Raw genomic sequence first — 11,576 nt, 5'->3', positions numbered from 1 at the left:
ACGCCACCGCCCGCTTCCCCGGGGAGGGAAACGGGCGGCGTGGGCCTGCGTCAGGGGAGGCGAAGGCCTCAGAGCTGGATGGCCTTCTCCACATCCGCCATGCGGAAGCGCGCCATCGCCAGGTTCGCGTTCGAGCGGTGCAGCGCGATGTAGAGGAACAGGCCCTCGCGCGCCGCGAGCGGGCGGATGATGTGGTACTGCTCGCCCAGGGTGATGAGCATGTCCTCGATGCGGTCCTTGATGCCCAGGGCCTTCATCGTCTTCATCTTGGCGCGCATCACCTCGGTGTTGCCCGCGGCCGCCGCCTCGATGTTGAACGCCGAGGACCCACCGACGCTGCCCAGCGTCATGCCGCTGTTCGCATCCGCCAGACAGACCGCGAACGCACCGTCAATCTTCATCGCCTCTTCCAGCGCCTGCTTCACGTTCGCCATGACTTCTCTTTCCAAAAGAACGGGGGGACTCGTGGGGGACTGCGACTGCGAAATCGCGGGCTGCGGCGGCGCGGCGTCGGCGCCCAGCTCGGCCAGGTCGAACGTGAGCTGGCTGGAGTAGGAGCGCGGCTGCGGGACGAAGAGGGCCTGCGCCTCCGTCAGCCCGAAGAGCGCCTCCAACTGCGCGCCCAGGTGCTGGCACAGCAGGTCGCGCAGCGTGTCGCGCGGCACCAGGCCCCACGCCACCAGCGTCTCGCAGAAGTTGCCGCCGCTCTTGCGGCACTCCGCCATCACCTGCTCGACGTCCTCACGGCTCACCAGCCGCGCGTCGATGAGCGCCGTGGAGAAGCTGCGCGAGCCCGGGCCCGTGAGCACCGTCCACGCCACCTTGCGCTCCACCACGAAGATGCGGCCGGAGACCGTGGTGGACTTCACCACCACCTCACCGCCCAGCTTGCTCTCCAGCGCTTCATTCAGCACGGCCCGGACTACCTGGCGGGGCTGGCTCATCACGGGTCGGGGGGCCGGATTCATGAGGGGTCCGCAGAGACCGTCAGTGATGGCGCGGTCTGTCAGGGGGGCGCTGCTGCCAGGATAATAAACAGCAACGCTGCACAATGGCAACCATGCTGTAAAATTCGGGGATTCAATGACACCCCTGGGGTTGGTGAAACCCCGTACAGATAACTGAGTTTGTGGCACCGGGGGGCCAAAGACAACGGAACAATTCCAGAGCAGCGAAAACCTGACGCATGGACCCGACAGCGCAATGCGTCGGCAGGGCAGGCAGGTTCGCTCGCTGACAGTCCGCTCTGAAAATGGGGATCAATTCGCGGGAAAGCGCGGAGGAAATCCGTTCCGTTCGCGCCCACGTAGCAGGCCCCCGGTGTGCGTGTGGCACCCCAAGGGCCTGGGTCCTGTTGGACCATGTTCTACCCTGTGGCGGCTCAGTGCACTGGCGGTGCGCGGTCCGCGGTGGCTTCCGGGGCCAGGGGCGACTCCAGACGTGGGGCGATGCCGTCCTTGAGCTGGCGCAGCAGGGCGGCGCAGAAGGCCTGCAGGTCGTCCGGCTTGCGGGACGTGATGAGGTTGCCGTCCTCCACCACCTGGCGGTCCACCCAGCGCGCGCCGGCGTTGATGAGGTCCGTCTTGATGGAGGGGAACGACGTGACGGTGCGCTCGTCCGCGATGTCCGCCTCCACCAGCATCCACGGTGCGTGGCACACGGCGGCGATGGGCTTGTCCGCCTTGAAGAAGTCGCGCACGAAGCCGACCATGCCGATGTCCATGCGCAGGTGGTCCGGCGAGTAGCCGCCCGGAATCACCAGCGCGGCGAAGTCCGCGGCCTTCACCTCCTTCACGGCCTTCTCCGTGCGGATCTCCGCGCCCTTCTTGCCCTTGAGCGTCTTGCCTGCCTCCACGCCGATGACGACGGGCTCGTGGCCCGCCTGCTTGAGCGTGTCGAAGGGGACCTGGAACTCGGAGTCCTCGAAGTCGTTGGCCACGATGAGTGCGATGCGCGCCATGGAACTGCCTCCCGCTGGGCAATGGTTGCCGGTGAACCCGCCCGAGCAAGGTGCCCACGACAGGGTCCGGGACAACGCCACCCGGGACCGTCTTCCAGTGCCTGATGCGCTCGCCTGCCCCCCTTCCGGGTCGGTGAGCGGCGTCCACCAACGCTAGATTCCCTCCATGCCCTCCCGCCGCCTGCTGCTGTCCGCCCTCGTGGTGCTCGCCGCGTCCGCCTCCGCCTGCCGCAGGAGCCAGGCGCAGGGCACGGCGTCGCGCGAGGACTGCGTCCTGATGGAGGACGGCTGGGGACAGGACGGCACCGTGCCCATCACCGTGGACGTGGTGGCGGAAGGACTGGAGGTCCCCTGGGGTGTCGCCTTCCTGCCGGGCCCGGAGGGAGACGCGCTCATCACCGAGCGGCCGGGCCGCGTGCGGCTGCTGCGCGGCGGACAGCTGCGACCCGGGGCCGTGGCCACGCTGCCCCTGGCGGCGAGCGGCGAGGGCGGCCTGCTGGGCATCGCCGCGCACCCGGACTTCGCGACGAACCGCCAGTTCTACCTGTACGTGACGACGCAGGCGGACGGGAAGGCGCAGAACCGGGTGGAGCGCTGGACGCTGTCGCCGGACGGCACGAGCGCGACCTTCGAGCGCGTCATCCTGGGCAACATCCCTTCCGCGAAGTACCACGACGGCGGGCGGCTGCGCTTCGGGCCGGACGGCATGCTGTACGTGGGCACGGGCGACTCGCGCGACCCGGACCTGTCGCAGGACGTGGCCAGCCCCGCAGGCAAGCTGCTGCGCGTGACGCCGGAGGGCGCCGTGCCCGGGGACAATCCCTTTCCCGACTCACCCGCGTTCCTCCTGGGCGTGCGCAACACGCAAGGCTTTGACTGGAGGGATGCCTCCACGCTGTACGTCACCGACCACGGCCCCAGCGGTGAGACGATGCGCTTTGGCCACGACGAGGTGAACGTGGTGAAGGCCGGCGACAACCTGGGCTGGCCCGGCATCTATTCGTGCGAGACGCAGAACGGGCGCATCACCCCGTCACTCACCTTCGACGACGCGGCGCCCCCGGGCGGCGCGGCCGTCTACACGGGCAGCGCGATTCCGGAGTGGAGGGGCTCGCTGCTCGTGGGGACGCTGAAGTCCCAGCACCTGCACCGGGTGGAGTTCGACGCCCGGGAGCCCCGCCGCGTGGCGAAGCACGAGGTGTACCTGCGCGATACCTGGGGCCGCCTGCGCGACGTGCTGATGGGCCCCGACGGCCACCTGTACGTCACCACCAGCAACTGCGACGGCCGGGGCACGTGTGGCCCGCGCAAGGACCTGCTCTTGCGCGTGCGGCGCTGATCAGCTCACGCTCTCCGCGCTGTAGCGGGCCAGGAGGCCCGTGCGCACGGCGTAGCGGTAGACCCGCTGGAAGACCCAGCCCGCCAGCACGATGTCCAGCACCGCCAGGGCGAGGCCCCAGCCCAGCGTGGCGCCGGAGAACTCGCCGCCGGCCACCAGCGTGCGCACGCCCTCGAAGACGTAGGACGGGGGCAGCAGCTTCGCCACCCACTGCATCCACTCCGGCAGCGTGGACAGCGGGTAGAAGACGCCCACGAACGGGGACAACAGGCTGGGGATGGGCCAGACGAACCACTCCGACGCGGGCCCCAGCCGCAGCACCAGCGCGCTGCTGAGGATGCCCAGCGCGATGCCGAAGAGGAACAGCACCATCACGAAGGGAATGAACATCGCGCCGTAGGCGGCGAAGGACAGCCCGAACACGGTGGTGGACAAGAGCAGCATGACGACGAGGCCGATGGCGCTGGTCGCGATGCTCGTCACCACCAGGCCGCTCACGTACTCCGTCAGCGTGAGGGGCGTGGCGAAGACGTTGAGGAAGTTGCGCGACCAGACGTCCTCGAAGAAGCCCGTCGTCAGGCCCTGCATCACGCGCGCGAAGAAGTCCCAGAGCAGTACCGCGCCCAAGAGCGCCGGCACGAAGTTGTAGCCGGAGGACGTGACGCTGTTGAGGTACCGGGTCATGAAGCCCCACAGCACCATGTCGATGGCCACCCACGCGAACAGCGGCACCACGCGCGCGAAGTTGCCCTTGTAGAGATAGAATTGGCGCAGCGCGATGCCGGCGACGTGGTCCAGGTTCATGGCGCTTCGCTCCGCTCCAGCGCCAGCGGCTCGTTGGCCACGGCGATGAACAGCTCCTCCAGCGACTTCCTGCCGTGCTCGCGGGGCAGCGTCCTGGGGTCTCCCTCCAGCAGCACCCGGCCGCGCGCGAGGAAGAGGACGCGGTCACAGACGGCCTCCACCTCGTACATGTTGTGGGACGTCCACAGCACGCTGCTGTCGCCCTTCGCGGCGAAGGCCTTGATGCGGGTGCGGATGTCCACCGCCGTGGCCGGATCCAGCGACGCGGTGGGTTCGTCCAGCAGCAGCAGGCGCGGCTGGTTGAGCATGGCCTTGGCCAGCGACACGCGCGTCTGCTCGCCGGAGGACAGCACGCCGCACTTGGTGTCGCGGAAGCGCTTCAGGTCGTACTCCTCCAGCAGCGCCCCGATGCGGGCGGACAGCCCCTTCACGCCGTAGATGAGGCCAAAGACACGCAGGTTCTGCGCCACGGTGAGGTTGCCCGGCAGGGGTGCGTAGACGGCGGCGAAGTTGGTGCGTGACAGCGCCTTCACCCGCTGTGTGCCCAGGTCCGTGCCCTCGATGGCGATGGTGCCGGAGGTGGGCTCGAGCACGCCCAGGAGCATGTTGATGGTGGTGCTCTTGCCCGCGCCGTTGGGTCCCAGCAGCCCCACGATTTCGCGGCGGCCCACGTGGAAGGAGATGCCATCCACGGCCGTGTGGGCGCCGTACGTCTTGCGCAGCGCCGTGACGGAGAGCACCAGGGTGTCCAGCGAGCCGGATTTCATCGGGGGACCTGCTGTACCACGCGGATCGAATCTGGAAAGCTTCGCGCCCTCCCCTCCGGTCCCAGTGGAGTCGCCGTGCTACTGGAAGTACCCATCCTCATCGGCCTGATGGTGGCGGCCATCGCGCTTGCCATCGCCGCCAAGCGGGCCAGCGTGCCGTACAACGTCGCGCTGGTGCTTGGTGGCTTGCTCATCTCCGTCGCACACCTGCTGCCGGGCGTCCCACCGCTCAACCCCCAGGTGGTCTTCCTCATCTGTCTTCCCCTGCTGCTCTTCGAGGGCGGCATCATGGCGGACCTCAATGGCATCCGCGCCAACGCGGTCCCCATTGGCGTGCTGTCCACGCTGGGGATGGTGCTCGCCATTGGCGCCACCGGCGCCTCGCTGCACTGGATGCTGCACCTGGCGTGGGGGCCCGCGCTGCTCTTGGGCGCCATCCTCGCGGTGACGGACACGGTGTCCATCCTCTATGCCTTCCGCCGCGCGCCGGTGCCCGGACGGCTGGCCGGCATCATCCAGGGTGAGAGCCTCTTCAACGACGGCACCGCGCTGGTGGCGTACACGGCCATCGCGGCGGTGGTGGCGGGTGGCGCGGCGCCCACGCTGGGCTCGCTGGGCGGCCACGTGCTGCTCGCGTCGGTGGGCGGCGCGGTGGTGGGGCTGGGCTTGGGCCTGCTGGGCGGCTTCATCATCCGGCGCGCGGAGGATCCGCTCGCGGAGATCATGGTGACGACGGCGGTGGCGCTGGCGTCCTACGTGCTGGCGGAAGAGGTGCACCTGTCGGGCGCCATCTCCGCGGTGGTGGCGGGGCTGGCGGTGGGCGTCACGCTGCGGCGGGAGGTGGCGCCGCAGAGCCAGGTGGCCATCCACTCCTTCTGGGAGTACGCCACCTTCGGCGTCAACACGTTCCTCTTCCTCTCCGTCGGTCTGGACACGCGGCCGGAGGCGCTCCAGGGGCACCTGCCGGGCGTGGGCATCGCGGTGGTGGCGGTGGTGATGGGGCGCGCGGTGGCCATCTACCTGCCCTTCCTGCTGCTCAAGCTGTTCAAGCCCGCGGAGTCCATCCCGCTGCGCTGGCAGCACGTGTTCCTGGTGGGCAACATCAAGGGCGCGCTGTCCATCGGTCTGGCGCTGGGCCTCCCGGAGTCCACGCCCGCGCGCGAGCAGATCGTCTCCATCGCGTTCGGCGTCACGCTGGTGTCCATGGTGGGCCAGGGGCTGATGCTCACGGGCGCGCTCAAGTGGCTGGGGTTGTTCCAGCAGGACGCGGTGGCGCTGGAGATGGCGGAGCAGCGCGGGAAGCTCATCGCCAGCCGCGCGGCGCACGTGGAACTGGACGCGTTGCACACGCAGGGCCTGCTGCCGCGCGCGGCCTATGAGCACCTGCGCAGCGAGTACCAGGTGAACATCGCCCGGGCGGAGCGGGAGCTGCGGCGCATCAGCGAGCAGCACCTGGCCGAAGGGGCGAAGGACCTGCTGAGCATGCGCAGGCGGCTCATCGACGCGGAGCGCACGGCGTTGCAGGGCGCGCGGCGCAACGGGCTGATTCCGGAGGCGACGGCGGAGGAGATGCTGGCGCACCTGGACGCGCGGATGTTGGACCTGGAGAAGGTGCTGCACGGCGGGCACGCGGGCAAGGACAGCAAGGAGCACAAGGCGTCATGAAGATCGTCATCGCGGGGGGAGGACGGGTGGGCGGCGCGCTGGCGGCGCGGCTCGTGTCGGAGCAGCACACGGTGACGGTGATTGAACGCGACGCCGGCATCTGCGCGCGCCTCTTCGAGGAGGTGGGCGTGGTGACGGTGTGCGGGGACGCCACCAACCCGCGCGTGCTGGAGGCGGCGGGCATCGGGACGGCGGACGTGGCGGCGGCGGTGCTGGCGCACGACCCGGCGAACCTGGCGTTCACCATGCTGGTGCGCGCGGTGTCCAGCGCGCGCCTGATGGTGCGCATGCTGGACACGAACTACCGCGAGGCCTACCGGCTGGCGGGCGTGAAGGAGCTGGTGGCGGAGGCGGACGTGGTGGTGGCGAAGATGACCACCGCCATCGACTTCCCGCAGGTGTCCGGGTCGCTGCCGCTGAGCAACGGCGACGCGGTCCTCTTCGAGCTGGCCATCCCCGTGCGCGCCCGCGTGGCGGGACAGACGGTGGCGCAGGTGCGCGGCATGGAGGGCTTCCCTCGCGAGTGCATCTTCATCGCGCTGGTGGATCCGCAGGGCCATACGGCATTGCCGGAGGGCAACACGCAGTTGAAGGCCGGGCACAACGTCATCCTCGTGGCGCGCAGGACGCAGGTGGCGAAGGCGGTGGAGTTCCTCACGTCGGAGCCGCCGCTGGGCGAGGGCCTGGCGTCGTCGCTGGCGCAGACGCTGCGCAAGCTGGACTTCCTGGCGCCCCTGAGTGACGACGAGCTGGGGACGGTGGCGCGCGGCGCGGAGCTGCTCCAGACGCCCGCGGGCACGGAGCTGTTCCGCCAGGGCGACGCGGGCGAGACGTTCTACGTGGTCATCTCCGGCGAGGTGGCCATGAAGGACGCCTCGCGGCAGACGATGGCCACGGTGAAGCAGGGCGGCTTCTTCGGAGAGCTGGCCCTGCTCACGGGCGAGCCTCGCAACGCCACCGCCGTCACCGCCACGCCGTGCGAGCTGGCCGCGGTGGGCCGCGACGACTTCCGCGGCGTGATGATGGCCAACCCCGCCGTCGCGCTGGAGATGAGCCGCATCCTGGGCCAACGCCTGTCCCGCCTGGGCGGACAGGGGCAGCCGGCGAAGAAGCGCGGCCTGTTCGGCCGCTGAGCAAGACAGACCCCCTCCCCTTCAAGGGCCTCTCCCATGACGACGAAGCACACCGCGCTGGTGCTGGGCGCCACCGGCATCATTGGCCGCAACCTCCTCACGTACCTGGACACGCGGCCGGACTGGAAGGTGAAGGCCGTGTCGCGCCGCGCGCCGGACTTCGCCACGCGCGCGGAGGTGAAGTCGCTGGACCTCCAGTCGCCGGACTCGCTGGCCAGCGCGGCGGAGTGGCTGCGCGACGTCACGCACGTCTTCTTCGCCGCGTACCAGGAGCACCCGGACCCGGCGGACCTCAGCCGCATCAACGTGGCGCTCCTGCGCAACATCGTGGAGGCGGTGGAGAAGCACGCGCCGGGCTTCCGCCACGTGTCCTTCATCCAGGGCGGCAAGGCGTACGGCGCGCAGTTCGGCCTCTACAAGACGCCCGCCAAGGAGACCGACCCGCGCCACTTCCCGCCGAACTTCTACTACGACCAGGAGGACTACCTGCGGGACGCGTCCCAGGGCCGGCGCTGGAGCTGGACCGCCCTCAGGCCCGACATGATGATGGGCCTCGCCGTGGGCAACCCCATGAACCTGGGCAACCTCATCGGCGTCTATGCGTCGCTGTGCAAGACGCTGCGCGTTCCCCTGCGCTTCCCGTCCACGCCTCGCGCGTACTCCATCCTGGCCAACGTGACGGACGCCACGGTGCTGGCCAAGGCCATGGAGTGGTCCGCCCTCAACGAGGCGTGCGCGGGTGAAATCTTCAACATCACCAACGGCGACGTCTTCCGCTGGAGCCAGGTCTTCCCGCGCATCGCGGACGCGTTCGGCATCCCGTGCGCGGATCCGCAGCCCTTCTCCCTGACGGAGGCCATGAAGGACAAGTCGCCCGTCTGGGAGGCGCTCACGCAGCGCCACGGCCTGCACCCGCACGGCCTGAAGAAGCTGGCCAACTGGGCCTTCGGCGACTTCATCTTCGGCGTGGAGAACGACGCCTTCTTCGACGTGAACAAGGCCCGCCGCTTCGGCTTCCAGGAGATGCACCTGGACAGCACGGAGGCCATGGTCGCGCTGATGCGGCAGCTCCAGGCGGAGAAGCTCATCCCCGCCTGAAGCATTGAGTTGAATCAGGGGCTCGCGAGGAAGACGCGCGGGCCCTCCCCTCCGATGAGGGTCCGCCCCAGCTCCAGGGTCCACGGCACGTCTCGCGGCACGGGCTCCGGTGAGCGCAACACCACGGTCGTCCCCTCCCAGTGCTTGGGTTTCAAGCACTCGGAGACGCGCCAGACTCCCAGGGAGGAGCGCTCCTCCGGCAGGACCTCCGGGGTCGGGTACCCGATGAGCCCGATGCACAGGGACTCTCCGTCCTCGTCACAGCCGTCGGGCTCCGAGCCGTTCGCGGGCACGCAGGTCAAGACGGCTGTCACGGTGACGTGGTCGTCCGCGTCACGGGTGGCTGAAGCGGCGCGAACGCCCACGGCGTCCCAACGAGGCCCGCAGGCCGTCAGCAGGCCCGCGAGGGCCACGATGATGAAGGTCGGATGCATGGGGGCCTCAGGGGTTGGGGATGATGACGTTCGACACGCGGGGATCCGCGCTGACGAGGATGCGCAGCCCGGGGTCCCGGTCCACGGCCTCCGGAGAGGTGACCGTCACGTGTGCGCCGATGATGTCGGGGACCTTCTGGCACGACTCCGCCCGGTGCAGCGGATGGGCGAAGGCCGTGTCGTCGGCCGCGTACCACTCCGCGGCGACACAGACGCGCTCGCCATCCGCGTCACAGCCTACCGACCGCGCCATGCCGTAGACGAGGCCGCAGGCCAGCGTGACGTCGACGGAGACGCGGTCGTCCTCGAGCCGTGTCGCCGTGGCATCCAGCACGCCGGCTGCCTCCAGCCCGGGCTCACAGCCAGCAAGGAGGGGGAGTAGCAGCAAGAGCCAGCGACGCACGCGGGACCTCCGGGAGCAGTGGACCCGGCGCCCCAGAGCAACACCCGTGCCCACCGGCCGACAGACGGCCACGCAGGGCGAAGCGCGATGCAATCCCTGACAGAAGTGTCAGGGCATGACGCCCGTGCCCTGCCGCGTGCTCAGGTGGACTGCTTGAGGCGACCGCACAGCGCGGACGCCGCCAGGAAGCCCACGCTGAAGGCGTTGCGGAAGCGGTTGTAGAGCGCGCCCACGCCGGGCACGTTGGCGATCATGTCGCCGAAGCTCCACATCTCCTCGTGCGCGTGGATGAGCGGCAGCACCTCTCCGCCGTCCTCGCCGCGCTGGAGCGTGAAGTCGTACACGAGCAGGGTGCGCAGCGGGTACGTGTAGAGCCACGCGAACTGCTTCAGGTTCATCACCCCGTCCACGATGGCCCGCCCGCTCTTCCCATCCGGCTCCAGTTGGACGTTGAGCTGGTAGATGTCGAAGTCGAAGCGGAACATGCAGTGGAAGCCGGCCGCGCCCTTGCGGTACGTCTCCTTGCCGCCACCCTTCTGCCAGGGGTCGGTGAAGGTGACGTCCTCCGCGATCATCGGCATCAGCTCCGCGTTCAGCACCGACGCGGGGATGGACGTGGTGTAGAGCAGCCGCGTCACCTCGCGGAAGCGTGCTTCGAGCTGCTCGATGAGTGCCTGCTCCGCCTTGCGCATGCGCCGCCCCCTGCCCGCGATTTGGACCGGGCCTGAAGGTAGGCACGGCCCGGGAGCGGGGGAAGACGGGGTGCGTCAACCGCCCAGTTCGGTGAGGAGCTGCGCCGCCTCGTCCTTCACGACGGCGTCCGCGCCCAGCGTCTGTGCCTGCCGGGCGTGCCGGGTGGCTTCCGCCCGGTCGAACGGCTGGGTGGCGCGCGCCAGGTTCAGGTGCGTGAGCGCGTCCTGGGGGTTTCTCTCCAGCACCCGCTCCAGCAGCATGCGGGCCCGCGCGTGGTCCTTGTCGCCCATCAACAGGCGCACCAGGTCGTTGGTGGGGCCGGGCTCGTGCGGCGCCGCCGCCACGGCTTCCTCCAGTTGCTTGCGGGCCTCGGGGCGCTCGCCCAGCGCCTCGTGCGCCTGCGCCAGCGAGTGGCGGATGTCCCACTGGTTCGGGGCGTGCTCCAGGGCTTCGTTGAAGAGGACCTTCGCCTGCGCCAGGTCCCCGGCCAGCATGCAGGCCAGGCCGTGCAGGTGGATGTAGCGGACCTGCGTGGGCTCCAGCTCGCGCAGCTCCAGGATGGTGCGGCGGGCCGCGTCCTGGCTGTTGGCCTGGAGGTAGAGGCGCAAGAGGTCCTGCAGCACCGCCACGCGCGTGCGCTCCTGCGCGTGCTCCAGCGCGCGGGTGGCCGCCGCGATGGCCAGCCCGACGGCGCCGCTGGCCGCGTGCGCGCGCGACAGCATCAGGTGCGGCAGTGCCTCCTGGGGCGCCAGCGCCGCGGCCTGCTGGAAGTGCGTGACCGCCGCCGCCGTGTCCTTGCGCTGCACGGCGATGCGGCCCAGCTCGAAGTGCGGATAGGCGCTGTGGGGCGCCACCACCTGCGCGGCCTCGAAGGCGGCCTTCGCGCCCTCCAGGTCGCCGCGCTCGGCCAGGAGCGTGCCCAGGTTGAAGCGCTCGAAGTAGCCCGCGGTGGGCGCGGCGGCCAGCGCCTTGAGCGTCACCAGCGCCACCGGGTCCCCGGCCTGCGCCTTGAGCATGGCCAGGTGCGCCTGCGCCTCCGCGTTGTCCGGCTGCACCTGCAACAGGCGCGTCACGGCGCCTTCCGCGTCCTTCGCGGCGCCGGTGCTCAGGTGGGTGCGCACCAGGCCCATCAGACAGTCCACGTCCTTCGGGTCGATGGAGAGGCCCTTCTGGAAGCTCTTCACCGCCTCCATGGGCTGGCCCTGCTGCAGCAACTGCCCACCCTCTTGCGCGTACCTGGATGCCATGGCCCCTACCTACCACGAGCCTCCAGAAACCCC

The 11,576-nt window shown here is 69.8% G+C and carries 12 protein-coding genes; 4 read left to right on the top strand and 8 right to left on the bottom strand.

The genetic code is table 11. From position 1 onward, the window contains the following. Positions 1-68: 68 nt before the first annotated feature. Complete coding sequence (locus JYK02_RS39885; protein WP_431603495.1) at positions 69-968, bottom strand: hypothetical protein; 900 nt, start codon at positions 966-968, stop codon at positions 69-71. A gap of 413 nt (positions 969-1,381) precedes the next feature. Further along, positions 1,382-1,960 carry a type 1 glutamine amidotransferase domain-containing protein gene (locus JYK02_RS25585; protein ID WP_207054778.1) on the bottom strand — a complete coding sequence of 193 codons (579 nt, stop codon included), beginning with the start codon at positions 1,958-1,960 and terminating at the stop codon, positions 1,382-1,384. 166 nt (positions 1,961-2,126) lie between these two features. Between JYK02_RS25585 and JYK02_RS25580 the strand changes: the two genes are divergently transcribed. Further along, on the top strand, positions 2,127-3,299 hold the full coding sequence (locus tag JYK02_RS25580; protein ID WP_207054777.1) for a PQQ-dependent sugar dehydrogenase: 1,173 nt from the start codon (positions 2,127-2,129) through the stop codon (positions 3,297-3,299). Here the strand turns inward: JYK02_RS25580 and JYK02_RS25575 are convergent, their stop codons facing one another. Then, a complete protein-coding gene (locus tag JYK02_RS25575; protein WP_207054775.1) occupies positions 3,300-4,103 on the bottom strand; it encodes an ABC transporter permease in 804 nt (267 codons plus the stop codon). It lies immediately after the preceding gene. Further along, positions 4,100-4,870: an ABC transporter ATP-binding protein gene (locus JYK02_RS25570; protein WP_207054773.1), complete on the bottom strand. Its 771-nt coding sequence runs from the start codon at positions 4,868-4,870 to the stop codon at positions 4,100-4,102. The genes JYK02_RS25575 and JYK02_RS25570 overlap by 4 nt, the downstream gene beginning before the upstream one ends. A 75-nt stretch (positions 4,871-4,945) precedes the next feature. Here JYK02_RS25570 and JYK02_RS25565 point away from each other — a divergent pair, with 75 nt between their 5' ends. From JYK02_RS25565 to JYK02_RS25555, 3 genes are read left to right on the top strand one after another with little or no spacing between them, the layout of a single operon-like run. Then, a complete protein-coding gene (locus tag JYK02_RS25565; RefSeq protein WP_207054772.1) occupies positions 4,946-6,535 on the top strand; it encodes a cation:proton antiporter in 1,590 nt (529 codons plus the stop codon). Beyond that, positions 6,532-7,668, top strand: a complete 1,137-nt coding sequence (locus tag JYK02_RS25560; protein ID WP_207054771.1) for a cyclic nucleotide-binding domain-containing protein — start codon at positions 6,532-6,534, stop codon at positions 7,666-7,668. The genes JYK02_RS25565 and JYK02_RS25560 overlap by 4 nt, the downstream gene beginning before the upstream one ends. 36 nt (positions 7,669-7,704) lie before the next feature. Further along, complete coding sequence (locus tag JYK02_RS25555) at positions 7,705-8,766, top strand: SDR family oxidoreductase (RefSeq protein ID WP_207054770.1); 1,062 nt, start codon at positions 7,705-7,707, stop codon at positions 8,764-8,766. A gap of 14 nt (positions 8,767-8,780) precedes the next feature. On the opposite strand, the gene JYK02_RS25550 is transcribed toward JYK02_RS25555, so the two are convergent. The 4 genes from JYK02_RS25550 to JYK02_RS25535 all read right to left on the bottom strand — a co-directional run bounded on the left by JYK02_RS25550 (position 8,781) and on the right by JYK02_RS25535 (position 11,543). Continuing rightward, on the bottom strand, positions 8,781-9,200 hold the full coding sequence (locus JYK02_RS25550) for a hypothetical protein (protein WP_207054769.1): 420 nt from the start codon (positions 9,198-9,200) through the stop codon (positions 8,781-8,783). Positions 9,201-9,207: 7 nt separating this feature from the next. After that, positions 9,208-9,534, bottom strand: coding sequence for a hypothetical protein (locus tag JYK02_RS25545; RefSeq protein ID WP_207054768.1), 327 nt, complete (start codon positions 9,532-9,534; stop codon positions 9,208-9,210). Positions 9,535-9,743: 209 nt separating this feature from the next. Beyond that, positions 9,744-10,295 carry a hypothetical protein gene (locus JYK02_RS25540; RefSeq protein ID WP_207054767.1) on the bottom strand — a complete coding sequence of 184 codons (552 nt, stop codon included), beginning with the start codon at positions 10,293-10,295 and terminating at the stop codon, positions 9,744-9,746. A 75-nt stretch (positions 10,296-10,370) separates the two neighbouring features. Next, positions 10,371-11,543 carry a tetratricopeptide repeat protein gene (locus JYK02_RS25535; RefSeq protein WP_207054765.1) on the bottom strand — a complete coding sequence of 391 codons (1,173 nt, stop codon included), beginning with the start codon at positions 11,541-11,543 and terminating at the stop codon, positions 10,371-10,373. Positions 11,544-11,576 lie beyond the last annotated feature (33 nt).

This window comes from Corallococcus macrosporus (genome assembly GCF_017302985.1).
In the GTDB taxonomy this organism is placed as follows: domain Bacteria; phylum Myxococcota; class Myxococcia; order Myxococcales; family Myxococcaceae; genus Corallococcus; species Corallococcus macrosporus_A.
This window is presented reverse-complemented; position numbering and strand designations above follow the sequence as displayed.